22 protein-coding genes and 1 tRNA gene are annotated in these 25,478 nt (G+C 66.7%); 10 read left to right on the top strand and 13 right to left on the bottom strand.

Translation table 11 applies throughout. The annotated features are described in order from the left end of the window. Window positions 1–25 precede the first annotated feature (25 nt). The 3 genes from LOY33_RS10530 to LOY33_RS10520 all read right to left on the bottom strand — a co-directional run bounded on the left by LOY33_RS10530 (window position 26) and on the right by LOY33_RS10520 (window position 3,762). On the bottom strand, window positions 26–2,101 hold the full coding sequence (locus LOY33_RS10530) for a hydantoinase/oxoprolinase family protein (protein ID WP_043864054.1): 2,076 nt from the start codon (window positions 2,099–2,101) through the stop codon (window positions 26–28). A gap of 160 nt (window positions 2,102–2,261) precedes the next feature. Beyond that, window positions 2,262–3,020, bottom strand: a complete 759-nt coding sequence (locus tag LOY33_RS10525; protein ID WP_078481155.1) for an SDR family oxidoreductase — start codon at window positions 3,018–3,020, stop codon at window positions 2,262–2,264. Beyond that, window positions 3,013–3,762 carry an SDR family NAD(P)-dependent oxidoreductase gene (locus LOY33_RS10520; RefSeq protein WP_043864056.1) on the bottom strand — a complete coding sequence of 250 codons (750 nt, stop codon included), beginning with the start codon at window positions 3,760–3,762 and terminating at the stop codon, window positions 3,013–3,015. Before LOY33_RS10520 ends, LOY33_RS10525 begins: the two co-directional genes overlap by 8 nt. Before the next feature lie 97 nt (window positions 3,763–3,859). Here LOY33_RS10520 and LOY33_RS10515 point away from each other — a divergent pair, with 97 nt between their 5' ends. Both LOY33_RS10515 and LOY33_RS10510 read left to right on the top strand, forming a co-directional pair. Further along, entirely contained in the window at window positions 3,860–4,462 is a 603-nt protein-coding gene (locus tag LOY33_RS10515) for a TetR/AcrR family transcriptional regulator (protein WP_054914335.1), read from the top strand. A gap of 5 nt (window positions 4,463–4,467) precedes the next feature. Further along, window positions 4,468–5,697 (top strand): DUF3422 domain-containing protein, encoded by a 1,230-nt coding sequence (locus LOY33_RS10510; RefSeq protein ID WP_054914334.1) that lies wholly within the window; start codon window positions 4,468–4,470, stop codon window positions 5,695–5,697. Between the two features lie 155 nt (window positions 5,698–5,852). Here LOY33_RS10510 and LOY33_RS10505 read toward each other — a convergent pair. Next, window positions 5,853–5,927, bottom strand: a tRNA-Gln gene (locus LOY33_RS10505). 124 nt (window positions 5,928–6,051) lie between these two features. Then, on the bottom strand, window positions 6,052–7,092 hold the full coding sequence (locus LOY33_RS10500; RefSeq protein ID WP_244988720.1) for a GlxA family transcriptional regulator: 1,041 nt from the start codon (window positions 7,090–7,092) through the stop codon (window positions 6,052–6,054). Between the two features lie 176 nt (window positions 7,093–7,268). On the opposite strand from LOY33_RS10500, the gene LOY33_RS10495 reads away from it, so the two are divergent. From LOY33_RS10495 to LOY33_RS10470, 6 genes are all read left to right on the top strand, one after another. After that, window positions 7,269–9,059 carry a thiamine pyrophosphate-requiring protein gene (locus tag LOY33_RS10495; RefSeq protein ID WP_043864059.1) on the top strand — a complete coding sequence of 597 codons (1,791 nt, stop codon included), beginning with the start codon at window positions 7,269–7,271 and terminating at the stop codon, window positions 9,057–9,059. Between the two features lie 219 nt (window positions 9,060–9,278). After that, a complete protein-coding gene (locus LOY33_RS10490) occupies window positions 9,279–9,752 on the top strand; it encodes a hemerythrin domain-containing protein (RefSeq protein ID WP_043864060.1) in 474 nt (157 codons plus the stop codon). A gap of 185 nt (window positions 9,753–9,937) precedes the next feature. Beyond that, window positions 9,938–10,519 (top strand): hypothetical protein, encoded by a 582-nt coding sequence (locus tag LOY33_RS10485; RefSeq protein ID WP_258662574.1) that lies wholly within the window; start codon window positions 9,938–9,940, stop codon window positions 10,517–10,519. After that, entirely contained in the window at window positions 10,519–10,947 is a 429-nt protein-coding gene (locus LOY33_RS10480) for a phage holin family protein (RefSeq protein ID WP_078481157.1), read from the top strand. The genes LOY33_RS10485 and LOY33_RS10480 overlap by 1 nt, the downstream gene beginning before the upstream one ends. Then, entirely contained in the window at window positions 10,944–11,738 is a 795-nt protein-coding gene (locus LOY33_RS10475; RefSeq protein ID WP_258662572.1) for a DUF3618 domain-containing protein, read from the top strand. Before LOY33_RS10480 ends, LOY33_RS10475 begins: the two co-directional genes overlap by 4 nt. Before the next feature lie 74 nt (window positions 11,739–11,812). After that, window positions 11,813–13,033 (top strand): zinc-dependent alcohol dehydrogenase, encoded by a 1,221-nt coding sequence (locus LOY33_RS10470; protein WP_116053687.1) that lies wholly within the window; start codon window positions 11,813–11,815, stop codon window positions 13,031–13,033. 46 nt (window positions 13,034–13,079) lie between these two features. Here the strand turns inward: LOY33_RS10470 and LOY33_RS10465 are convergent, their stop codons facing one another. From LOY33_RS10465 to LOY33_RS10430, 8 genes are all read right to left on the bottom strand, one after another. Next, on the bottom strand, window positions 13,080–13,460 hold the full coding sequence (locus LOY33_RS10465; RefSeq protein ID WP_043864065.1) for a hypothetical protein: 381 nt from the start codon (window positions 13,458–13,460) through the stop codon (window positions 13,080–13,082). Between the two features lie 172 nt (window positions 13,461–13,632). Then, window positions 13,633–14,946: an MFS transporter gene (locus LOY33_RS10460; protein ID WP_054914329.1), complete on the bottom strand. Its 1,314-nt coding sequence runs from the start codon at window positions 14,944–14,946 to the stop codon at window positions 13,633–13,635. Between the two features lie 86 nt (window positions 14,947–15,032). Next, window positions 15,033–16,250 (bottom strand): fumarylacetoacetate hydrolase family protein, encoded by a 1,218-nt coding sequence (locus LOY33_RS10455; RefSeq protein ID WP_123753253.1) that lies wholly within the window; start codon window positions 16,248–16,250, stop codon window positions 15,033–15,035. Between the two features lie 26 nt (window positions 16,251–16,276). Beyond that, window positions 16,277–17,335, bottom strand: coding sequence for an Ldh family oxidoreductase (locus LOY33_RS10450; RefSeq protein WP_054914328.1), 1,059 nt, complete (start codon window positions 17,333–17,335; stop codon window positions 16,277–16,279). Continuing rightward, on the bottom strand, window positions 17,328–18,914 hold the full coding sequence (locus LOY33_RS10445) for an aldehyde dehydrogenase (NADP(+)) (RefSeq protein ID WP_258662568.1): 1,587 nt from the start codon (window positions 18,912–18,914) through the stop codon (window positions 17,328–17,330). Before LOY33_RS10445 ends, LOY33_RS10450 begins: the two co-directional genes overlap by 8 nt. 36 nt (window positions 18,915–18,950) lie before the next feature. Beyond that, the gene (locus LOY33_RS10440) at window positions 18,951–20,501 is read right to left on the bottom strand and encodes a UxaA family hydrolase (protein ID WP_043864068.1); all 1,551 of its coding nucleotides are present in this window, start codon (window positions 20,499–20,501) and stop codon (window positions 18,951–18,953) included. Window positions 20,502–20,659: 158 nt separating this feature from the next. Then, window positions 20,660–21,631, bottom strand: coding sequence for a LysR family transcriptional regulator (locus LOY33_RS10435; RefSeq protein WP_043864069.1), 972 nt, complete (start codon window positions 21,629–21,631; stop codon window positions 20,660–20,662). Window positions 21,632–21,669: 38 nt separating this feature from the next. Next, window positions 21,670–22,617 carry a LysR substrate-binding domain-containing protein gene (locus LOY33_RS10430; RefSeq protein ID WP_054914325.1) on the bottom strand — a complete coding sequence of 316 codons (948 nt, stop codon included), beginning with the start codon at window positions 22,615–22,617 and terminating at the stop codon, window positions 21,670–21,672. Between the two features lie 101 nt (window positions 22,618–22,718). Here LOY33_RS10430 and LOY33_RS10425 point away from each other — a divergent pair, with 101 nt between their 5' ends. Together LOY33_RS10425 and LOY33_RS10420 are read left to right on the top strand one after the other, a co-directional pair. After that, window positions 22,719–24,029, top strand: coding sequence for an L-fuconate dehydratase (locus LOY33_RS10425; RefSeq protein ID WP_043864071.1), 1,311 nt, complete (start codon window positions 22,719–22,721; stop codon window positions 24,027–24,029). 70 nt (window positions 24,030–24,099) lie between these two features. After that, window positions 24,100–25,413, top strand: coding sequence for an MFS transporter (locus LOY33_RS10420; protein ID WP_104572569.1), 1,314 nt, complete (start codon window positions 24,100–24,102; stop codon window positions 25,411–25,413). The last annotated feature ends 65 nt before the right edge of the window (window positions 25,414–25,478 follow it).

Raw genomic sequence — 25,478 nt, 5'->3', positions numbered from 1 at the left:
TTATCGCCTTCCAAACGAATGCGGCTTAGCGCCGGACGACCAGCAGGCAGCCGTCGGGCTGGACCGTGGCGGTGAACGAGGACGACACGAAGGTCGAGGTTTCGCGCTCGGCGATGATCGCCGGGCCATCGATGCGCGCACCGGCCTGCAGCGCTTCGCGCTGGTAGATGCCGGCATCGACGAAACCGCCGGCGACCACGTCGAACACCTGGCGACGCGCCACTTCGTGGGCGCGGTGCGAGGCCTTGACCTGGCTGGCCAGCGCCACGGGCGGCAAGGGCGAACTGGCCTTGACCGACCAGCTGACGATCTCCACGTCCGGGCCTTCGATCGGGCGGCCGAAGAACACCGTGTAGGCCGCCTCGAACAGCGTCTTGAACTGCGCCGTGTCGCTGTTGCTGAAAGCCTTGAACGGCAGGCTCACGGGGATCTCCCAGCCCTGGCCGACGTAGCGCATGAACGCGGTGCACTCCATCTCCGGCTCGCCCTCGGGCATGCCCTGGCGCAGGAAGCCCAGGGCCTCGGCCTTCATGTCGTCGATCAGTGCATTGACCTGCCCCGCCTCGAACTCGGCCAGGCGCACGAAGGCGCTGCGTACCGCTTCATAGCCGAACGGCGCACGCAGAAAACCGATGGCCGACCCTACCCCGGCACCGGCCGGCACCAGAAAGCGCGACACACCCATCTTTTCGCACAGGCGCGCAGCGTGCAGCGGGCCACCGCCACCAAAGGTGATCATGGTGTAGTCGGCAATGTCCTTGCCGCTCTCCACCGCGTGCACCCGGCCGGCGTTGGCCATGTTCTCGTCGACCACTTCGCAGATGCCGAAGGCTGCGGTGCGCGGGTCCATGCCCAGCGGCTGGCCGATCACCCGGTCCACCGCGCTGGCGGCGTTGTCGACCGACAGGCGCAGCGCGCCGCCGGCGAAATTGTCGGCATCCAGGCGGCCCAGCAGCAGGTTGGCATCGGTGATGGTCGGCTCAAGGCCACCGCGGTCATAGCAGGCCGGGCCCGGCTCGGACGCCGCGCTGTGCGGGCCCACACGAATCTGGCGCATGCTGTCGATGCTGGCGATGGAACCGCCGCCGGCGCCGATCTCGACCATCTCCACCACCGGGATGGAAATCGGCATGCCGCTGCCCTTCTTGAAGCGGTAGGTGCGCGCCACCTCGAAGGTCTTGGCGGTCTTGGGCACCTGGTTCTCGATCAGGCAGATCTTGGCCGTAGTGCCGCCCATGTCGAACGACACCACCGCGTCGAGCGCGTATTTGCGCGCAATGTCGGCGGCGAAGATCGCCCCGCCCGCCGGGCCCGACTCCACCAGGCGCACCGGAAACTCGGCGGCGCTCTGCACCGAGATGATGCCGCCGCCGGAATGGATCATGAACACCGGGCAATCGGCGCCGGCGGCCTTGAGGGTGACCACCAGGCGGTCCAGGTACGACTTGATCAGGGGTTTGACGTAGGCGTTGGCGCACACGGTGTTGAAGCGTTCGAACTCGCGCATCTGCGGCGAGACTTCGCTGGAGATCGAAATCGACAGGTGTGGCAGGCGCGCCTGCAGGGCGTCGCGCAACAGGCGCTCGTGGGCACCATTGATGTAGCTGTGGATCAGGCCGATGGCCACGCTCTGGTAGTCGCCCTCGCCGATGCGCTGCACCAGCGCGTCGATATCGGCCTGTTGCGGGGCGATCAGCACGTTGCCGCGTACGTCCAGGCGCTCGCGCAGGGTGTAGCGGTGCTCGCGCTCGATCAGCGGCGGTGGCAGCGCAATGTTGATGTCGTACTGCTCGAAGCGGTTTTCGGTGCGCATCTCCAGCGTGTCGCGAAAACCTTCGGTGGTGATGAACGCAGTGCGCGCGCCGCGGCGCTCGATCAGGGCATTGGTGGCCAGGGTGGTGCCGTGGATCAGCTGCTCGATATCCGACAGCTTCAGGCCTGCCGCGTCGACGACCGCCTGCACACCCGTGAGGATCGCACGCTCGGGCAATGCGTAGTCCGTCAGAATCTTGGTCGAGTGCAACACCCCGCCGACATCCAGCGCGATATCCGTAAAGGTCCCACCTATGTCCACGCCGACTCGGCATGCTGTAGCAGTCATCGTCGTTCCCCTGAATTCTTGTGCTTGTCACACCCGACTGGTTGGCGGGCTTAATGTAAGTTATATGTTGTCTTACAGGTGGTCAAGCACTAACACCACGCTTTTCCACCCTCGCCCGGGCTGGCGTGCCGATGCGCCGTGCGCACCGGCACCGCCTGCCTCAGCCGAGCGTCTTGACCATCCGCGCGCCGCCCACGGCCTGGGCCGTGGGGAACACCTCCAGACGCGAAACGTCCACCTGCTCGGGCAGGCGCAAGGCCGCCAGCAGCAGCTGGGCGATGTCCTCGGGCATGATCGAGGCGTAGCCGTCATACAGCTCGCTGCCCGCGGCCTGCATGCCCATGGCGGTGCGGTACAGCTGGGTCTGCACGCGACCCGGGGCGATTTCGGTCACCCGCACCCCGCTGCCCAGCAGGTCGCAGCGCAGCGCGTCGCAGAACAGGCTGATGCCGGCCTTCGACGAACCATACACCGCCGCCCCGGGGTGCGGCGCACGCCCGGCACTCGAGCCGATGAAGAACAGGTGGCCATGGCCGCGCTGCACCATGCCCGGCAGCACCTGACGGGTCAGGTGCAGGGGCGCCTTGAGGTTGATGTCGAGCATGGTGTCGATCTCGGCCGGGTCCATGTCCTGGAACGCGGCTCGGCTCGACAGCACCCCGGCATTGTTGACCAGCACGTCCACCGGGTACTGGCTCAGCACCTGGGCAAAGGCGTCGGCCTGGCGCACGTCGGCCTCCACCGTCACCACGCCCTGCTCCTGGCCCAGCGCCTGCAGCGCCTCGCGGCTGCGGCCCACGGCAATCACCTGCAGGCCGGCATCGCGCAGGGCCAGCACGATGGCCTTGCCGATGCCGCTGGTGGCACCGGTCACCAGTGCACAGCGGTAGGACGCCGGTAATGCGGCTGCTTCAGGCATAGATGTAACCCCCGCTGACAATCACGTTCTCACCCGTGGCATAGCTGTTGCGGCTGCTGCCCATCATCACGATCCATTCGGCGATCTCTGCAGGTTCCGCCGCGCGGCCCAGCGGGTTGGCGGCGGCCAGCTCGCCGAGAAAACCCAGCTGGCGGGCGCGCTCGGTGGCAAAGCCGGCCGGCGCCACCGAGTTGACCAGGATCTGGTCCTTGGCACAGGCCTGGGCGAAGGATTTGGTCAGGCTCACCACCGCCGCCTTGGTGGCGGCATAGTGGGCGTTCTGCGGGTGCGCCTTGAAGGCGTCCACCGAGGTCACGTTGACGATGCGCCCGGTCACCTGCGGCGCCGCGACGAAGCCCTGCATGTGGCGCACGGCGGCGACCATCATGTGGTAGGTGCCCTTGATGTTGACCGCGTTTTCCAGGTCCCACTCTTCGTCGGTGATCTCGAAGATGTCCTGGCGCGGGTAGATCGCCGCGCTGTTGACCAGGCAGTGCACCCGCCCCAGCGCCTCGACGACCTGCCCGAAGGCTGCATGGGCGCTGGCCTGGCGCGAAATGTCCGCCGCCGCCGTGGCCACCTCGCAATCCAGGGCGCGCAAGGTGCTTGCCGCCTCGGCCATCAACTGCTCATTGCGATCGATCAAGCCGATTTTTCGTGCCCCACGCTTGACCATCAACCTGGCGGTCTCCAGGCCCAAACCCGAAGCCCCGCCAACGATTACGACCGTCTGACCTTCCATAACCACCTCCGCGCATTAGTCTTTACGTAAGATGCCTGTTGTCTTACATTTGGTCAAACCGAATTTGCCCCGCTCGATGCCCATACAGGACTGCGCCATGCCCGCTGCCGCTACTGCCTGCTCGCCCCGGGACCGCCTGCTCGACGCGGCCACCGAACTGTTCGCCACCCGCGGCTACCAGGCCATCGGCCTGCGCGACCTGGCCAGCCATCTGGGCCTGCGTGCCGGCTCGCTGTACCACCACATCGAGAACAAGCAGTGCCTGTTGTTCGAGCTGATCGAGTCGACCCTGGCCGACCTGGTGTTCGACACAAAACGCTGCATGAAAGGCGCCAGAACCCCCGAAGAACGCCTGCAGCGCTTCGTCCAGGCGTTTGTGCGGTTCAACCTGGCGCACGCCCATCGCGTGCAATTGGTGACTCGCGAGTACGTCAACCTGTCCCACGAACAGCAGTTGCAGATTGACGCGCTCAACCGCAGCCATGCGTCGATCCTGAGCGGCATCATTGCTAGCGAGTGTGCACGCGACGGGCGCCAGGGAGGCGCGATCGGCCTCGTCACCCATGCCGTCATCGGCATGCTGTACGGGCACGCGCAGTGGCGCGGGGTGCAGGTCAGCGAACAGGGCCTGACCCAGGCCCTGATCACCTTCGTCACGGGCATCATCGAAAGCGCCAAGAACAATTCCAACATGGCCTGATCTACATGCACCCACAGCGCAAGACCTTGCACAACGAGCTGCACGCCCGCCCCTCGCTGTACTTCGACGAGCCCGCCCACGTCTACCACCTGGCCTTTCTCAGCGACGACGCACGTTGCGAGGCGCTGCTGCAGCAGTGCTGCCCGGAGCCGGTGAGCCCAGGCGCCGTGCAGGGCATCACCCGACTGCAAGGCCACGCCCTGAAATGGGAACGGCACGCCGAGTTCGTCACCCTCACCCTGGTGGTCACCACCACCGAGCAGACGCCGGCCTGGCAGCCCCTGCCCGCGCTGCTGATGGACAGGGTCGATGCCTTTTTGCCGTACCTGATCAATGCCGTGCAGATCATGGTGCACAACGACGCGGCATTTGCCGGCGAGCTGTCGCGCTACGGTTTCAAGGACCCGTGCGGCTCGTGCATTGGCGGGGGCGATGCGCGGGTATGGAGCGATTTTCGCCTGGGCGAGGACGGCACCAACCGCTTCCTGTTCGTCAACAGGCGCCTCAATGCCTACCGCCAGGGCCGCATGATCCGGCGCCTGCTGGAGATCGAGACCTACCGCATGATGGCCTCGCTGTCGCTGGACACCGCCAAGGCCCTGAGCGTGGAGCTCAATGCCTACGACAGAACCCTGGTGAGCCTGTCCGAGCGCAACGCCGACCCGCAGCCGGGCAACGCCAAGGCACTGCTGGGCGACATTGCCGGGCTGTCGGCGCAGATGGTGCGCAGCGCCGCGAAGACCCGCCACCGCTTCAGCGCCACCCAGGCCTATGCGCAACTGGTGTTCGAGCGCCTGGGCGAGCTGCGCGAAAGCCACCTGGGCGATTGCCAGCGGTTGGGTATCTTCATCGAACGGCGCTTCAAGCCCACGGTGCGCTACTGCGCCGTGACCGAACAGCGCCTGGACCAGCTGGCCAAGAGCGTGGCCAACCTGGGCGACCTGCTGCAGGCACGGGTGCAGGTGGAAATGGAGGAGCAGAACGCGGAGATCCTCAAGAGCCTGAGCACCCGCGCTGACACCCAGATCAAGATCCAGCGCGCAGTGGAAGGGTTGTCGATCATCGCCATCACCTACTACCTGCTCAACCTGTTCAAGCTGATCTATTCAGGCCTGACGGTAATGGGGCTGCAGGTCAGCGCACGGGACGCACTGCTGGGCATGGCGCCACTGGCCATCGGCGTGCTGGGGTTGATTCTGGTGCGGGTGCGCAAGGTCAAGCACAACGATCACTAGCCCTGCGACCAGCGTTTGAACCTGCGTTGTTTAAACCGAGCGCCATGGCCTGCAGCCTTGGCGCCGCTGGCCCGGCAGCGAAACGCAGCACGAACGGAAGCCGACCGCAATAAAGCAGTTTTTTTGATAGTTGGGGAAGGTTGATACGAGAAAAATGGCAGGGGCGGCTGGATTCGAACCAACGCATGGCAGGATCAAAACCTGCTGCCTTACCGCTTGGCGACGCCCCTGTGATGCAACTGGAGGCCCATGAAAGGCCTCGGCAGGAATGAGCGGAAATGTACCAACTTTCGCTTCGTCAGGGAAGCCCCCAACGATAAAAAATAACGAAAAAACAGGTGGTTACCGCATGGCTTACGGCATATCCGGCTTTTGCGGCCCGTTCACACAGCCAAATCGCGTCTCCTTCGACGGGCCGTACCCATAAAAAGAGGTGTAGCACTTGCTGAAATGGCTGGGCGAAACAAAGCCGCACGCCAGGGCCACATCGATCAACGCCAGGTCCGAGTGCTGCAACAACCGGCGACTCTCGGTAATGCGCAACTCCAGGTAGTAACGGACCGGCGTGGTCCCCAGCTGCGACTGGAACAGCCGCTCGATCTGACGCCGGGACAACCCCACATACTGCGCCAACTGCACCTGGCTCAGCGGCTCTTCAAGGTTGGCCCCCATCAGCTTGATCGCCTCGCGCAGCGGCGCACTCATGTTCTGGTGCACGGTCGGCTGCACCCGGCGAAAGCGCGAGGCCTCGTAGGCCAGGATATCGACCACGGCATCCACCAGGCCACGCCCATGACGCTGGCCGATCCATTCCAGCACCATGTTGAACGCCCCCGCCGGGCTGCCCGCCGTCAGGCGGTCTCGGTCCACCGTGTAGCTCTCCCCTGTCACCTGGCTATGCCTGGCCAGCTCGGCCAGCGCTGCACGGTTCTCCGGGTGCACCGCACACTGGTAGCCATCGAGCAGGCCGGCCTGGGCCAGAAACCAGGCACCATTCCACAGCCCCGCCAACGCCACCCCCACCTGCGCAGCCCGTTGCAGCAACAGCGCCAGCTCCGGCAGCGGGCGCAGCACGGTGCGCAGGCCACCGCACACCACCAGCAGGTCCAGGCCTTCGAGCGTCTTCAAACCCAGCGGCGCATCCGGGCAGATCACCAGCCCCAGGTCGCTGACCACCGAGGCACCGTCAAGGCTGAAGGTGGTGGTGACGAAGGCATCGGCCTGGATAAGGTTGGCGGTGACCAGGGTATCGAGCGCCTGGGTGAAGGCCGGCAACGAAAAATGTTCGAGCAGCACAAAGCCCACCCGCGCTCGGGGCCCGCTGCCGTGACCCTGCCCGCCTACAAAACGCAGGTTCGAGCCCTGCAGGGCACCGCTGAACTGCCGCCGTTGCACCACGTTCTGCCTCTTCTGGTTGTTCTGGTAAAGCGTGCAGCGCACGCCGGGTGGCACGGCAATATGCCTTCAAATGCCCCCGCCGCGATAGTCGTCGCCACGCTCGACAGTTGAAACTTTCTGCGCGCGCGCCCGGTCCAGACCTCTGACTATCACTTGTAAACGTGAGGGATCGAATGACGACGACAGTGGGCGACTTCCTGGTTGAGCGGCTGTATCAATGGGGCGTGCGACGTATCTACGGCTACCCTGGCGATGGCATCAACGGCGTGTTCGGCGCGCTCGACCGGGCCCGGGGCAAGATCGAATTCATCCAGGCGCGGCACGAGGAAATGGCCGCGTTCATGGCCGCAGCCCATGCCAAGTTCACCGGCGAGCTGGGGGTGTGCATCGCCACCTCCGGCCCCGGCGCCTCGCACCTGCTCACCGGCCTCTACGATGCGCGCATGGACCACATGCCGGTGCTCGCCATCGTCGGCCAGCAGGCCCGCACCGCGCTGGGCGGCCATTACCAGCAGGAACTGGATCTGTTGTCGATGTTCAAGGACGTGGCCGGCGCCTTCGTGCAGCAGGCCTCCGAACCCTCCCAGGTACGCCACCTGATCGACCGTGCCGTGCGCACGGCGGTGGGCGAGCGCCGCGTCACGGCGGTGATCCTGCCCAACGACCTGCAGGACCTGCCCTATAAAGAACCCGCCCGTGCCCACGGCACCCTGCATTCGGGCGTCGGCTACAGCAAGCCCAGGGTGGTGCCCTACGAGGCCGACCTGCAACGCGCCGCCGACATCCTCAATGCGGGCAGGAAGGTCGCCGTGCTGGTTGGTGCGGGCGCGCTGAACGCCACCGACGAGGTCATCGCCGTGGCCGAAAAACTCGGCGCCGGCGTGGCCAAGGCGTTGCTGGGCAAGGCCGCCCTGCCCGACGAACTGCCCTGGGTCACCGGCGCCATCGGCCTGCTCGGCACCGAGCCCAGCTACAAGCTGATGCAGGAGTGCGACACCCTGCTGATGATCGGCTCGGGCTTCCCCTACGCCGAGTTTCTGCCCAAGGAGGGCCAGGCCCGCGCGGTGCAGATCGACATCCAGCCCGACATGCTCAGCCTGCGCTACCCGATGGAGGTCAACCTGGTGGGCGATGCGGCCGAAACCCTGAGCGCCCTGCTGCCGCTGCTCGACAGCAAGACCAGCCGCAGCTGGCGCAAGAAGGTCGAAGGCTGGCGCGCCCGCTGGGACAAGACCCTGGAAAAACGCGCCCTGGTCAGCGCCAACCCGATCAACCCGCAGCGGGTGGTGCACGAGCTGTCCCCGCGGCTGCCCGACCAGGCCATCATCACCAGCGACTCGGGTTCGTGCGCCAACTGGTACGCCCGCGACCTGAAGATCCGTCGCGGCATGCAGTGCTCGCTGTCCGGCGGCCTGGCCTCGATGGGTGCGGCCGTGCCCTACGCCATCGCGGCCAAGTTCGCCCACCCCGAGCGCCCGGTGATCGCGCTGGTGGGCGACGGCGCCATGCAGATGAACAACATGGCCGAGCTGATCACCGTGGCCAAGTACTGGCGTCAGTGGCAGACCCCGAACTGGATCTGCGCGGTGTTCAACAACGAGGACCTCAACCAGGTCACCTGGGAGCAGCGGGTAATGGAGGGCGACCCCAAGTTCGAGGCTTCGCAGAACATTCCCGACGTGCCCTACCACCTGTTTGCCATCTCCATCGGGCTCAAGGGCATTTTCGTCGAGCGTGAAGAAGACGTTGCCGCCGCCTGGGAGCAGGCCCTGGCCAGCGACTGCCCGGTGCTGATCGAGTTCAAGACCGACCCCAACGTGGCGCCCCTGCCGCCGCACATCACCGTGCAACAGGCGAAGAACTTCGCCACCACCCTGCTCAAGGGCGACCCCGACGAAGCCGGCGTGATCACCCAGACCGCCAAGCAGGTGCTCAGCGCGGTGCTGCCCAAGCGCAAGCGCTGATTGCATGCCCACGCCACTTCGCTGAGGCAGCGTGGGCAGTGTGCCTTCATCCAAACTGCATGATCCGGTGGCCGTTTCGGGCAATTTGCAAGCCTGACGCTGCCCATGCGCGGGCGACGCCGTTGATTCAGCGAGGTTTTTCCAGCGGTGCAGGCTGGCACCGTTGATGCAACGACTACCGAGGCGAACACGCCACCGTACCCGCCACCGGAGATCACCATGAATGCCATTGAACTGCTCGAAGCCGATCACAAGCGCGTAAAGGCCCTGTTGGCAAAACTGAGCGCATCCACCGAGCGCGGCGTCAAGACGCGCACCCAGCTGCTTGCCGAACTGGAGATGGAAATCACCGTGCACACCGAGATCGAGGAGCAGATCCTCTACCCGGCGTTCAAGCAGGCCGGCGGCAAGGAACAGGACGTGATGTACTACGAGGCCAAGGAAGAGCACCGCACCGTCGACTCCCTGGTGCTGCCCGACCTCAAGACCACCGACCCGTCGACCCCGGAGTTCACCGGCCGCGTGAAGGTGGTGAAAGAGCTGCTCGAACACCATATCGAGGAAGAAGAGTCCGAGATGTTCCCGCAGGCCCGCAAGCTGCTGAAAAAGGCCGAACTCGAGGCCCTTGGCGAACAGATGCAGGCGTTCAAGGCCAACTACATGAAGGCCCTCAAGAATACCACCAGCCACTGACCCCTTCCCCAGGCCCGCCGCCGGGCGGGCCCGCCCCACCTTTGGTCGTGCCCTTGGCAGTCACCTGTCACTTGCCTTGAACTCTGCCGCCACGTCCATCGTCATCCGCCTGAGAGTCCGTAAAACAGTGCTTGGCAATCAGCGCAGTGTGCCCGGCGTTTATCCGAACGTAAGGGAGAACCACAATGAACGGGACTGATCAGTCGGCCCACGGCGACGCCTCGCAGTCGCCCCAGGGCACCCCGCAGGAACACCTGCACACCCTGGCCGAAGACGCCGGGGCATTGCTCGACGACGCCAGGGAACACGGCGCCAGACAGTACGAGCAGTATCGCGACCTGGCCGCCGAACAGCTCGACTCGCTGGTCGAAGGCGCCCAGTCGGCAGCCTCGGCCCTTGAAGGCAAGGATTCCCTCGGGCTGGCGCAGTACATGGCGCAACTGGCCAGCGGGCTGGGCGATTTTGCCGACCAGGTCCGCGACAACAGCATCGAGGACCTGGTGCACAAGGGCGCGCAACTGGCCCGCGACAACCCCACGCTGTTCCTGGCCGGCAGCGTCGCCATCGGCTTTGGCCTGTCGCGCTTTCTGCGCGCCAGCAGCAGCCACCCGACCGCGTCGGGCCCCCCCACGCAGGCCTACGGTGCCAGCGCGCCCTACCAGAGCTCGGTACCGCCGCTGCGCGACAACCCCGTGCCCGCCGACCCGCTCGGCCGCACCCTGGCCGATGGCCCCAACACCCTGGACAGCTTCAAGGGAGGTGTGTGATGGAACGCGACCCACTCGATACCCTGCCCCCCGCGCCACCGGGCGAGCACGACAACACCAGCATCGGCAGCCTGCTGCGCCAGCTCACCCGTGAAGTGCCCGAGCTGTTCACCAAAGAGCTGGCACTGGCCAAGGCCGAACTGCAACGCAGCCTGACCACCCTCAAGGCCGGTACAGCCGCCGTGGCCGGCGGCGCCATGGTGCTGCTGGCGGGCCTGATCATCCTGCTGATGGCGGCGGTGTACGGCCTGGCCTACGTGGTCGCGCCCTGGCTGGCGGCGCTGATCGTGGGCGCGGTGACTTTGGTCATCGGCTTCATGATGCTGCAGGCCGGCAAGAAGCAGTTCGACCCGTCCAACCTCACCCCTGACCGCACCCTGCATGCCCTGCAACAGGACAAGGACGCACTGAAGAGGAAAGTCTCATGAGCACCTCATTCGAAGCCGAATCGCACAAGAGCCCGGAAACCCTGGAGCAGGAGATCGACGCCAAGCGCGCCAGCATCAGCCACCTGGTGGACTCGCTGGAACACCGCCTCACCCCCGGCCAGCTGATCGACCAGGGCATGGCGTACTTCAAGGGCAACGGCGGCGAGTTCTTCCAGAACCTGGGGACCACCCTGAAGAACAACCCGGTGCCCACCGTGCTCACCGGCGTGGGCCTGGCGTGGCTGGCACTGAACCAGAACCGCCCCTTCTCACCCGGCTCCCCGACCTTTGGCGGCAGCGGCCTGGCCGACACGCTGGGCGACGCTGCCAGCGGCATCAAGGGCGCCATGGCCCAGGCCGGCGAGCACCTGCACCACGCCTCGGACGTGGCCCACGACAAGGCGCGCGACGCCGGCGACAGCCTGGGCAGCTCGGCCGACAAGGTGCGCCAGGCCGCGCATCACGCCAGCGACCGGGTGCAGGCCCAGGCCGCGCAGCTCAAGGGCCAGTTCGACCACCTGCTCAAGGACCAGCCGCTGGTGCTGGCCGCCATCGGCATCGCCCTCGGCGCGGCCCTGGGCGCGGCATTGCCCGGCACGCGCAAGGAGGACGAACTGATGGGCGAAACCCGCGATGCCCTGGCCGACAAGGTTACCCGCACCGGCAAGGCGCTGTACGCCGACGCCACCCAGGCCGTGCACAACGCCGACGCCAGCGCGCCGGCAGCTGCCGCGCAGGCCCCCCGCGAGGGGCCTGCCGACCTGTCCGACGGCCTGGGCTTCAGGCCCTGAGTGTCGCCCCGGCGCCCTGTGCGCCGGGGCGCGCCCCTCTGTGTTGCACCTACTTACGCGAAGCTGGAGAGACCATGAGAGCACTCACCTACCACGGCGCCCACGACGTCAGGGTCGATACCGTTACCGACCCCATTCTGGAAGAACCCGACGACCTGATCCTGCGGGTGACCGCCACCGCCATCTGCGGCTCGGACCTGCACCTGTACCGCGGCAAGATCCCGGCGGTCGAAGACGGCGATATCTTCGGTCACGAGTTCATGGGCGTGGTCGAGGAAGTCGGCACCGGGGTGACCGCGGTGCAGCCGGGCGATCGCGTGGTGATCCCGTTCGTGATTGCCTGCGGCAGCTGTTTCTTCTGCCAGCAGGACCTGTTCGCCGCGTGCGAGACCACCAATACCGGGCGCGGGGCGATCCTCAACAAGAAGCTCATCCCCTCTGGCGCAGCGCTGTTCGGCTACAGCCACCTGTACGGTGGCGTACCCGGCGGCCAGGCCGAGTACGTGCGCGTACCCAAGGCCAACACCGGTCCGTTCCGCGTGCCGGGCACGCTGAGCGACGAGAAGGTGCTGTTTCTGTCCGACATCCTGCCCACGGCCTTCCAGGCGGTGAAGAACACCGAGATCGGCCAGGGTTCGAGCCTCGCCATCTACGGCGCGGGGCCGGTCGGGCTGCTGTGCGCGGCGGTGGCGCGGATGCTCGGCGCCGAACGCATCTTCATGGTCGACCACCACCCCTACCGGCTGGCCTATGCGCAGCAGGCGTATGGCGTGATCCCGATCAATTTCGACGATGACGACGACCCGGCCGATACCATCATCCGCCAGACCCCGGGCATGCGCGGGGTGGATGGTGTGGTCGATGCGGTGGGCTTCGAGGCCAAGGGCAGCACCACCGAAACCGTACTGGCCGCGCTCAAGCTCGAGGGCAGCAGCGGCAAGGCCTTGCGCCAGTGCATCGCGGCAGCCCGGCGCGGCGGTGTGGTCAGTGTGCCGGGGGTGTATTCGGGGTTCATCCACGGCTTCCTGTTCGGCGATGCGTTCGACAAGGGCCTGACCTTTCGCATGGGCCAGACCCACGTGCAGCGCTACCTGCCCGAACTGCTGGGCTACATCGAAACCGGCGCGCTCACGCCGGAAACCATCATCACCCACCGCCTGTCGCTGGAGCAGGCGGCCGAGGGCTACAGGATCTTCGACAAGAAGGAGCAGGAGTGCCGCAAGGTCATCCTCACGCCTGGCGACAGCAGCATCGAGTTGCCGATGGCCATCGTCGACGACGGCGTGGTGGCCTGAGCCCGTGACGCTGGCCGGCAGCCTCGCCGGTCAGCGTCGGGCGGGTTCAGTGGTGGGCGTGCAGCGCTTCGATCAGCTGCGCCTTGGTCATGCTCGAGCGCCCCTTGATGTCCTTGCTGCGCGCCTCCTTGAGCAGGCTTTGCTTGGTCTGGCTGGCCAACGAGGTGGTGGAGGTGCGCGCGTGGCCGGCGCGGGTGCTGGCGGCGCGTTTGGCCGAGTCGGAGGCAGCGGCGTGCTTTTCGCCGGCCGGGGTGCTGCGACCTGAGCCGCCCTTTTTCTCGCCACCGCCAGACTGCTTGTTCACCGTGGCCCAGGCACGCGCCTCGGCCTCGGCTTTGGGCGTGCCTTTTTGCTCGTAGCTTTCTTCGATGTGCTGCGCCTTGCGTTTCTGCTCGGCGGTGTACTTGGCTTTGCTTCCCTGGGGCATGGTGCTCACCCTCGATCCGGTTGAATGCGGGCCCGTGTCACGGGCCATTCAGGGGGTTTGAGGGCCCGGGTGCGCCAGGGTGCGATTGGGTGGATGAATGGCAGAGGAGCGAAGACCACCGGCCTCTTCGCTGGCACGCCAGCGAACGAGCGCGAAGCGCTCGCCACCTGTCCTACTGGGTAGCCCCGGCCATCTGCCCCGCCGGCTCATCCGCCCCGCCGATCGGCGCCTTGAGCAACAGGAAGTACGCCAGCGCCGAGCACAGCGCCACCACCGCACTGATCATGAACGCGGTATTGAACGAGCCCGAATACTGGATGCTGAACCCGGTCACGATCGGCGCCACGGACCCTGCAATGTAGCCGCCAAAGTTCTGGATCGAACCAAACGAGGCCACCCGCGGGCTGTCGACGATGGTGTTGACGATCATCCACGCCGTGGCACTGGCCATGTTGATGCTGAACAGCGCCAGGCACAGCAGTATCACGCACCCGGTCAACCCGCTCACATACGACAGCGGCAAGGTGAACAGCGCCGCCAGCACCAGCCCGGTGATCACGCTGAACTTGCGGCTGGCCAGCACGCTCATGCCACGCCGTACCAGCAGGTCGCAGAACCGCCCCGCCACGATGGTGCCCACCGCGCCGAAACCATAGGCCAGCGATACCACCCACGCGGTGTCGTACAGGTTCAGCCCGTGCTCGCGCTCGAAGTAGCCCGGCAGCCAGGTCAGGTGCAGCCACAGCATGTAGATCACGCCCATGAAGCCCAGCACCGCGCCCCAGGTGCTGCGGTGCTTGAACAGGTCGAGCCAGCCGGCAAAGTACGACGCCTTGGGCGCCTGCACCGCGTCAGCCCGCGGCGCCGGCTGTTCGCTTGGCAGCGCCTGGCCCTGCGCCGCCAGTTCGGCCAGGTACCTGGCCTTGCTCTTGTAGAACGTCAACCAGCACAGCGCCAGCACGATGCCGATCACGCCGGTGATGATGAACATCCCGCGCCAGCCGAAGTTGACCATGAACAGCGTCAGCAACGGTGGCGCCAGGCACGGCCCCAGGCAGGTCGACGACCACACGATGCCGGTCGGCGTGCCCCGCTCGTTGGCGTCGAACCATTCCGACAGCGCCTTGGCCGCCGAGGGGAACATCGGCGCCTCGCCGATCCCCAGCAGCACCCGCAGGCCCATGAAACCGCCAAAGCTGTTGACCAGCCCGCACAGCGACTGCGCCACCGACCAGGCCAGCAACGAGGCGCCCAAGGCGATCTTGCTGCCCAGGCGGTCGATGATCAGGCCCAGTGGCAACTGCGCAAAGGCGTAGGCCACGGAGAAGGCCGACAGCAGGATGCCCATCTGCGAAGGGCTGATGAGCATGTCGCGCTGGATCGAGGTGTTGGCAATCGACAGCGCGCTGCGGTCCAGGTAGTTGACGATGCCGATCAACAGCAGAAACACGACGGTGATGCGTTGGTACTTCTTCAGTGCGTTCATCTGATGGCCTTTATTATTGTTGTTGCAGCGTCAAACGCCGAGGCGATCCTTCATCCACACGTCATCCCTGGAATACGCACGCCCGCTCAGGGCTGGCGTGCAGTCACTGCCACCTCCAGCAAGCCACGACGGCTCAGGCTTTCGATCAGCGCACGCAGGCCGAATGCCCATTGTGGCGCCTGGTCGCTGGTGGTCACGCGGTTGCACAGGCTGCCCAGCAGCGGGTTGCTGATGGTGACCACATCGCCCAGCTTGTGGGTGAAACCGCTGCCGGGCTGGTCACGGTCCTGCTTGGGCGCGAACAGGGTACCCAGAAACAGCACCAGGCCGTCGGGGTACTGGTGGTTCTCGTTGAGGGTCTGCTGCACCAGGTCGACCGGGTCGCGGCTGATCTGGCGCATCGAGCTGCGCCCCTGCAGCACGAAGCCATCCCGGCCTTCGACGCGCAGGTCGACTTCGGCGGCGCGCACGTCCTCCAGGCTGAAGGTCTCGTCGAACAGGCGCAGCAGCGGGCCGAGGGCGGTCGAGGCGTTGTTGTCCTTGGCCTTGGACAGCAGCAGCGCGCTGCGCCCTTCGAAGTCGCGCAGGTTCACGTCGTTGCCCAGCATGGCGCCGTGGATGGTGCCGTTGCTCGACACCGCCAGCACCACCTCGGGCTCGGGGTTGTTCCAGCTGGACTTGGGGTGCAGGCCGATATCGGCGCCGTGGCCGACCGCCGACAACGGCTGGGCCTTGGTGAACACTTCGGCGTCCGGGCCGATGCCCACTTCCAGGTACTGCGACCACATGCCCTGCTCCACCAGCAGCACGCGCAGTTCTTCGGCCTGGGCCGAGCCGGGCACGATACGCGACAGGTCGGCGCCGATGCGGCTGACCAGGGTGTCGCGAATCGCGTCGGCCTTGGCCGGGTCGCCCTTGGCCTGCTCTTCGACCACACGCTCCAGCAGGCTGGCGGCGAAGGTCACGCCGGCGGCCTTGACCGCCTGCAGGTCGATGGGGGCCAGCAACCATGGCAGGCGCGCATCGCGCTGCTGCGGGTCGCTGTTGGCCAGCAGCGCGGGCAGCTCGATCAACGCCTCGCCCAGCGGCAGTGCGCGCAGGTAGGCGGCCGGGTCGGGTTGTTCGAGCAGGGCCGAGACGGTGGCCACATGGGCACTGATGTCATGCACGGCGCCGGCCCTGACCAGCACCACGGCCGGGCCCTGCTCGGGCAGCCACACCCGCCCTACCCAGCTGCCGGTGGCGAACACGGCGAGATCGTTGCTCAGTGCGAGAGGCGCGTGCGCCTGGTTCTGGTTGGTCATGTGTGCACTCTTGTTGTGGTGGTCGGTCATTGCGAAAGCGGCGCAAGTTGCAACTGCGCAGCGGTCTGGTTCAGCGCATCGAGCACCGCCGGCGACAGGCCCAGGCCCTCGCGCAACGCCTGCTCGCGCAGTTTCAGCCCGGCCTGGCCCGGCAGGCGCACCGGGCGCTGCGGGTCGAGCGGACGGCTGGCCAGCACCAACTGGCCAAGGAAGCTGCTCTCGGCGGTAAAGGCCTCAAGCCCGCCGAAGAAGCGCGGGTCGATCACCACTGCGGTGGCCGAGGCGCCCCACTGCTGCGGCGCGTCCTTGCGCCCGTGCCCGGCCAGGCCCGAGGTCAGCGCCTCGACCAGCAGGGCCAGGGCAAAGCCCTTGTGCCCGAAGGCCTGCCCGCCCAATGGCAGCAGGCTGCCCTGGGGCGTGGTGAAGAAGTCGCGCGGGTCGTTGCTCGGCGTGCCGTCGTTACTCATCAGCACGGCGTGGGGCAAGGTGGTGCCGGCATCGCGGCACTGGCCCACCAGGCCCAGGGTGACGCTGGACATGCTCACATCCAGCAGGATCGGCTCGCCCTGGGTCGGAATACCCGCTGCAATCGGGTTGGGGGTGTAGATCGGGTCGATGCCGCCCTGGGCGCACACCAGCCCCACCGACGGGTCGGAGGAATACAGCAGGGCCACCAGGCCACGGTCGGTGTAGGGCTTGAGGTAGGCCGCCAGGCAGCCGATGTGCGAGGCACGGCGCACCACCGAGATGCCGATACCCTGCGCCTGGGCACCCTGCGCGGCGCATGCCAGGGCTCGCTCCACGCAGTACGGCCCGAGCACGTAGTGGCCGTCGAACAGCGTGGCGATGCCGCTGCCCTGCAGGTGTTCGAGGTCGGCGGCACGTGCCTTGACCTCACCGCGCTGTACGCCACCGACATAGCGGCTGACCAGGTTCAGACCGTGGGTGCGGTGCCCCAGCAGCTCGCCCTCGAGCAGCACGCGGGTCACCACCCGGGCCACCTCGGCGTCGGCCCCGGCACCCTCGAACAACTGTTCGACGAACCGGGTCAGCGTGGCCGTGTCGTAGCGCCGGGCTTCAGACATCGCCCAGGCCCTGGCGGCTGTACTGGCCATCGACCAGGCGCTGGATACCCAGCGGGTTGGCGTCCTTCAGGGCGTCCGGCAGCAGCGCGTCGGGCACGTTCTGGTAGCACACCGGGCGCAGGAAGCGGTCGATGGCCAGGGTGCCGACCGAGGTGCCGCGGGCATCGGAGGTGGCCGGGTACGGGCCGCCGTGCACCATCGCGTCACACACCTCCACACCGGTGGGGTAGCCGTTGACCAGCACGCGGCCGACCTTGTCTTCGAGCACGCAGAACAGCTGGGCGAAGGCCGGCAGGTCGTCACCGTCGGCCAGCAGCGTGGCGGTGAGCTGGCCACGCAGGGCGCTGACGGCGCGCAGCAGCTCGGCGTCGTCGGCCACCTGGATCACGATGGTGCAGGGGCCGAACACCTCTTCCTGCAGCAACTCGTCGTGTTCCAGCAGCAGGCTGACATCGGCGCCGAACAGCTGCGGCTGGGCCTGGTTGCCGGCTTGTGCCTGGCCGCTCAGGTGCTGGATGCCGGGGTGCGCCAGCAGTGCCTGCAGGCCCTTGCCATAGCTGGCCAGGGTGCCGGCGTTGAGCATGGTCTGCGGCGCCTGTTCGGCCAGGTGGCCGCCCAGTTGCTCGATGAAGGTGGTGAAGGCCGGCGAGCGGATGCCCAGCACCAGGCCCGGGTTGGTACAGAACTGGCCACAGCCCTGCACCACCGAGGCGGCCAGTTCCCTGGCCATCTGCGCACCACGGCTGGCCAGTGCCTGCGGCAGCGCCAGTACCGGGTTGATGCTCGACATCTCGGCAAATACCGGGATCGGCTGCGGCCGCGCCGCCGCCATGTCGCACAGGGCACGGCCGCCCTTGAGCGAACCGGTGAAGCCCACGGCCTGGATGCCGGGGTGCTTGACCAGCGCCTCGCCCACCCCGCCACCGAAGATCATGTTGAACACGCCGGCCGGCATGCCGGTTTTGTCGGCCGCACGCAGCAGCGCTTCAGCCACGCGCTCGGCAGTGGCCATGTGGCCACTGTGGGCCTTGAACACCACCGGGCAACCGGCTGCCAGCGCTGCGGCGGTGTCGCCGCCAGCGGTGGAGAATGCCAGCGGGAAGTTGCTGGCGCCGAACACCGCCACCGGGCCCACGCCGATGCGGTACTGGCGCAGGTCCGGACGTGGCAGCGGCGTGCGCTCGGGCAGCGCCTGGTCGATGCGCGCACCGTAGAAGTCGCCACGGCGCAGCACCTTGGCGAACAGGCGCATCTGGCCGCTGGTGCGACCGCGCTCCCCCTGGATGCGTGCGCTTGGCAGCGCGGTTTCGCGGCAGGTCAGCGCCACGAAGTCCTCGCCCAGGGCGTCGAGTTCATCGGCAATGGCGTCGAGAAATTCGGCCCGGCGCACGGCCGGCAGGCTGCGAAACACCGGGAAGGCCGCGCTGGCACCGGCAACGGCACTGTCGACTTCGCTCAGGGTGGCCTGGTGGAAACCGCCCGGCAGGCGTTCGCCGGTGTGGGCGTCGACGCTGTAGACCAGTGTGTCGCCCAGGGCGCTGCGCTGGCCTGCGATGAAGTTGTGTCCGGAAAAGCTCATGTGCATTTCGCCTCTGTAAGGGTGCGGAAAGGTCAATCAGGTCACGGCGCCGATCTGCCACGGCACGAACTCGTTCTGCCCGTAGCCGTGTTGCTCGCTCTTGCTGCGCTGGCCCGATGCGATGCGCAGCATCTGTTCGAAGATGTAGGCGCCGCGTTCTTCAATGCTGGTGGAACCGTCGGCAATGCCGCCGCAGTTCACGTCCATGTCTTCTTCCTGGTGCTCGAACACCCGGTTGTTGGTGGCCAGCTTGATCGACGGCGCCGGGGCGCAGCCGTAGGCCGAACCGCGACCGGTGGTGAAGGCGATCAGGTTGGCACCGCCGGCGACCTGGCCGGTGGCCGACACCGGGTCGTAGCCGGGGGTGTCCATGAACACCAGCCCCTTGGCGCGCACGGCCTCGGCGTACTGGTACACGTCCACCAGGTTGCTGGAGCCGGCCTTGGCCACGGCGCCCAGGGATTTTTCAAGAATGGTGGTGAGGCCGCCGGCCTTGTTGCCGGCCGAGGGGTTGTTGTTGAGCTCGGCATTCATGCGCTGGCAGTAGTCTTCCCACCAGTGGATGCGCGCGATCAGCTTCTCGCCCACTTCGCGGCTGACCGCACGGCGCGTCAGCAGGTGCTCGGCGCCGTAGATTTCAGGGGTTTCGGACAGGATCGCGGTGCCGCCCGCGGCCACCAGGCGGTCTACCGCATTGCCCAACGCGGGGTTGGCGGTGATGCCCGAATAGCCGTCGGAACCGCCGCATTGCAGGCCCACGATCAGGTGCCGGGCGCTGACCGGCTCGCGGCGCACCTGGTTGGCGTCGGCCAGCAGCGCCTTGACCTGCTCGATACCGGCGGCGATGGTCTTGGAGGTGCCGCCAATGCCCTGGATGGTGAACGCGCGCAACTGGGCGCCGGCGGTCAGCCCCTGGGTCTGCATCAGGCTTTCGATCTGGTTGGTCTCGCAGCCCAGGCCGATGATCAGCACGGCGGCGAAGTTGGGGTGCACGGCATAGCCGCCCAGGGTGCGGCGCAGCAGGCCCAGGGCTTCGCCGCTGGGGTCGACCGCGCAACCGGCACCGTGGGTCAGGGCCACCACGCCATCGACGTTGGGGTAGTCGGCCAGCGCCTCGGGGTGGATATCGCGGCGAAAATGGTCGGCCACGGCGCGCGCAACGGTCGCCGAGCAGTTCACCGAGGTCAGGATGCCCACGTAGTTGCGGGTGGCCACCCGCCCGTCGGCACGCACGATGCCTTCGAAGAAGGCTTCCCTGGCCGGCACGCTGTGGGCGTCTTCGCCAAAGGCGTAGTCACGGGCGAAGTCGCCCATCTCCACGTTGTGCACATGCACGTGTTCGCCGGCCTCGATGGGCTGCGAGGCAAAACCGATGATCTGGCCATAGCGGCGCAGCGCCTCGCCCTGCTCCACGCGCTGGCTGGCCACCTTGTGCCCCGAAGGGATCGACTGGCGCACGGTGACCGCCTCGGCGTCCAGGTGCAGGCCCTCGGGCAGCACCTGGCGGGCAATCAGCACGTTGTCCAGCGGGTTGAGGCGGATGACCGCAGGGTCTTCGCTGCTGCGGGTTCTGGCAATCAGGTGCATGGGACCTCTCAGGGCGCTACGGCAAGCTTCTTGTTATGGCATCACGCCCGTCTTGTGCGGGCGAATCTGCACCAACTGTAAGGAGCCGGCCGGCGTATTCCCAATGAGATGATCCGATCAAGCGATAACCCTGGGTTATCGAAGTGCGAATTCTTGTTTCATTTATAGATCGTTTTATGACCCTCGGCTTGACGGCGCTGGCGGGCGAAGTCCAGCAGGATATCGGCGAACACCTGCGCCGAGCCGGTCAGCGGCTGGTCCTTGCGGGTGATGATGCCGTACTCCAGCGGTGCCAGGTGCAGCGGGGTCTGCAGCTCGCGAAACTGACCGCTGGCCAGCTGCGCCGCCACCATCGAGCGCGGCAGCATGGCGATCATCGGCCCCGACTGCAGCAGTTGCAGGAACATCGGCATCGAGATGGTATCCACGCTGTCGGCGGGGGTGGCGATGTTGGCAGCGCGAAACGCCCGCTCCAGGCGGTCGCGGATCGGCGTGCCGACCGGGTACAGCACCCACGGCCAGTCGCCCAGGGCCTCCAGCGGCGTGATCTCGAGCTGGTTGAGCGGGTGGCTGCTGTTGACCACCAGGCAGAAGGGCTCCGGCTCCAGTGCCTGGAAGTCGAACAACTGGGCGAAGCGCGGTTCGGTGAAGCGCCCGATCATCAGGTCGAGCTTGTTCTGTTCGAGCATCGCCAGCAGGTAGTCGCTGGACTGCTCCACCACTTCTATCGACAGCAGCGGGCTGCGCGCCTTGATCGCGGCAATGGCCTGGGGCAGCACCACCGAGGTGGCGGCGAAGATGCCGCCCACCTTGATGAAGCCGTGCCCGCCCTTGCGCAGGCGATTGACCTGGTCGACGAAGGTGTGCGAGTCGGCCAGCGCGTTCTGCGCATAGCGCACCACGTACTCGCCCAGCTCGGTGGGCGGCATGCTGCGCGGCAGGCGTTCGAACAGGGCAAAGCCGAACTGCTCCTCGAGGTCGCGCAGCATCTTGCTCAGGGCCGGCTGGCTGAGGTTCATGCGCGAGGCGGTGGCGTGCATGTTGCGCGTGCGCGCCAGGGTGTCGATCAGCACCAGGTGCTTGAAGCGCACCCAGTTGCAGAAGCTGGAATGGGTAATGTCCGAGGGCATCGGCTCAGTGCCTCCTGAAGGTGGCGGCGCAGGTCATGTCATTGCGCCCGCAGGTAATGCAGCAGGGTGTTCAGCGCCACCGAGCGTGGGCGCGAACGCAGGGTCAGCAGGCCCAGGTTGACCATGCTGATGGGCAGCTCCACCGGCAGGATGGCGACCATGCCATAGCGCGCATAATGCTCGGCCACGTCGTTGGGCACCACCGCGATCATGTCGGAGGCTTCGAGCATGGCGGTGGTGGCCAGGATCGAGGCGGTCTCGACGATGTCCAGCGACTGCACCATGCCGCCGGCCTGCAGCGCGCTTTCCACGCGCCGGCGCATGGGGCTGCCGAGCGGGTGCAGGATCCAGGTGAGGCTGACCAGGTCGGCCAGCTGCAGCGCCGCGGCGCCGGCCAGCGGGTGCCCTGCCCTGGCGATCACGCGCATCTGCTCGCCGATGTCGAACAGCTCGATGTCCAGGTCCTGGCTGTCACCCTGGTCGGGCAGGCGCCCGAGCACCACGTCGAAGTCGCCGCGCAGCAGCGCCGGCAGCAAGGTATCACTGGTGCCCACCTCGATGCTGATGCGCACCTTGGGGTGGTCGCGCTTGTAGGCCAGCACCGCGCCGGTCAGCAGGCGCGGCACCGGGCCCATCACCGTGCCTACCCGCACCAGGCCCATGGCACCGCGGGCCAGTTCGGCGATCTGCGCCTGGGCGTGCTCGAACTCGTGCAGCGCGCCCTGGGCATAGCGGATCATCACCTCGCCATACAGGGTGGGCTGCATGCCCCGGGGCAGGCGCTCGAACAGGCGTACGCCCAGGCGCTCCTCCAACTGCTGCAACAGCAGGCTCGCCGCCGGTTGGGTGGTGTGCATGGCCGCTGCGGCGCGGCGCAGGTTGCCGAACTCGCCCAGGGCGTTGAGCAAGGTGATCTGGCGGCTGGAAATTTTCAGCGCGCCGAGGCTGCGTGGCAGCAGCGGATCGGCTTCAGGGCTCGCAGACATATCGAATTCGGTATCCCTGGTTAGGAAACCGCGATTATGCACGTATCGCTCGGCAACCTACAGTCGGGTCTCCAAGTGGTCACCGAGAACAAGAGCCCGCCATGAGCATTCGAATTACCCACCTGAGCGTTCGCGATATCCGTTTCCCTACCTCGCTGTCGCTCGACGGCTCCGACGCGATGAACAGCGCACCGGACTATTCGGCGTCCTACGTGGTGCTGCACACCGACAGCCCCCTGGAAGGCCACGGCCTGACCTTCACCATCGGCCGCGGCAACGAGATCTGCGTGGCCGCGATCCAGTCGCTGGCACCGATGGTGGTGGGCCTGACCCTGGAAGAGATCACCGCCGACATGGGCGCCTTCTGGCACAACTTCACCGTGGGCGACAGCCAGCTGCGCTGGCTGGGCCCGGAAAAAGGCGTGATCCACCTCGCCACCGCCGCCATCATCAATGCCGTGTGGGACCTGTGGGCCAAGCACGAAGAAAAACCGGTGTGGAAGCTGCTGGCCGACATGAGCCCCGAGCAGCTGGTGCGCTGCCTGGACTTCAGCTACGTCACCGACGTGATCACCCCCGAGGAAGCCATCGCCCTGCTGCGCCGCAATGCGCCGGGCAAGGCCGAGCGCGAGGCGCAGATGCTGCGCGAAGGCTACCCGGGCTACACCACCGCACCGGGCTGGCTGGGCTACAGCGAAGAGAAGATGCGCCAGCTGACCCGCGAGGCCGTGGCCGATGGCTGGACCCACGTGAAGCAGAAGATCGGCGCCAACCTGGAAGACGACATTCGCCGCGCCGGCATCCTGCGTGACGAGCTGGGCTGGGAACGCACCCTGATGATGGACGCCAACCAGGTGTGGGGCGTGGACGAATCGATCGAGAACATGCGCCGCCTGGCCGCCTTCGCACCGCTGTGGATCGAGGAGCCGACCAGCCCCGACGACATCCTCGGCCATGCCACCATTCGCCAGCGCATCGCGCCGATCGGCGTGGCCACCGGCGAGCACTGCCACAACCGGGTGATGTTCAAGCAGATGTTCCAGGCCGGTGCGCTGGACTTCTGCCAGCTCGACGCGGCGCGCCTGGGCGGGCTGAACGAGGTGCTGATCGTGCTGCTGATGGCGGCCAAGTACGACGTGCCGGTGTGCCCGCATGGCGGGGGTGTGGGTTTGTGCGAATACGTGCAGAATATCGCGCTGTTCGACTACATCGGCGTTTCGGCCTCGCTGCACAACCGCGTGCTGGAATACGTCGACCACCTGCACGAGCACTTCATCGACCCGGTGGTGATCCGCCGCGGCCGCTACATGCCACCGCTGCGCCCCGGCTACAGCATCGAGATGCACGCCGACACCCTGGAGCGCTACCAGTACCCGAACGGCCCGGTGTGGCTGGACATCGCCCGCACCTGATCGACACCCAAGCCCGCCGCCGCGCCCTGCGCGTCGGCGGGCCGCACCATCAATACCGGGGTTAACAATAATGACAATCCTCAATACCGCGACAGCGGCGGCCGCGCCCGCCGTGCCTGCCGAACAACGCCTGAACAGCCTGCTGCTGCGCAAACTGCTGCCGCTGCTGGTCATCGTCTACGTGATGAGCTTTCTGGACCGCACCAACATTGCCCTGGCCAAGGCCAGCATGGGCATCGACCTGGGGCTGTCGGCCGCTGCCTACGGCCTCGGCGCCGGGCTGTTCTTTCTGACCTACGCGCTGGCCGAGGTGCCGAGCAACCTGATCATGCACCGGGTGGGCGCACGTTTCTGGATCACCCGCATCATGATCACCTGGGGCCTGCTGTCGGCGGGCATGGCGTTCGTGCAGGGCGAGACCTCGTTCTACATCATGCGCCTGCTGCTGGGCGTGGCCGAGGCCGGGCTGTTCCCGGGGGTGATGCTGTACCTGACCTACTGGTTCGACCGCGAACAGCGGGCACGCGCCACCGGTTACTTTTTGCTGGGCGTGTGCCTGGCCAACATCCTCAGCGGGCCGCTGGGCGGTGCGTTGCTGCAGATGGACGGCTTGCTGGGCTGGCATGGCTGGCAGTGGCTGTTCGTGATCGAAGGCCTGCCGGCGGTGGCGCTGGCGTATGTGGTGTGGAAGAAACTGCCTGACGGGCCGGCCTCGGCCAAATGGCTGTCGGAGGCCGACAAGCGCGACATCGAGCAGCGCCTGAGCGCCGAAAAAGCCGCCGCGCCGCCACAGACCCGCCTGAGCCAGATGTTTCGCGACAAGCAGATCTGGCTGGCGATCGCGGTGTACTTCGTGCACCAGATCACCATCTACACGGTGATCTTCTTTCTGCCGGGCATCATCGGCACCTATGGCAACCTGTCGCCGTTCCAGATCGGCCTGCTGACCTCGGTACCGTGGATTGCCGCCGCCATTGGCGCCGCGACCTTCCCGCGCCTGGCCACCACCCCCACCCGCTGCCGGATGATCATGTTCTTCGGCTTGCTGACCATGGCGGCGGGGCTGGTGATTGCCTCGTTCTCCAACTCGTTCATCGGGCTGGTGGGCTTTTCGCTGACGGCGCTGATGCTGTTCGTGGTGCAGTCGATCATCTTCGTGTTCCCGTCCAGCCGCCTGAGCGGCAGTGCACTGGCGGCGGGGCTGGCGTTCGTGACCATGTGCGGGCTGTTCGGCGGGTTCGTCGGGCCGTCGGTGATGGGGTTGATCGAGCAGACCACCGGCAGCACGCGCAACGGGCTGTGGGTGATCGCCGGCCTGCTGGTGCTGGCGGCGCTGATCAGCACGCGGTTGCGTCAGGGGCAGGAGGAGAAGGTTCAGGCCTGACATCTCGAATCGGCGCTGCCTGCATCGCGGGTCAAGCCCGCTCCCACAAGGATCATCGCGGTCCG

Source organism: Pseudomonas sp. B21-036, from assembly GCF_024748925.1.
Lineage (GTDB): Bacteria > Pseudomonadota > Gammaproteobacteria > Pseudomonadales > Pseudomonadaceae > Aquipseudomonas > Aquipseudomonas palmensis.
This window is presented reverse-complemented; position numbering and strand designations above follow the sequence as displayed.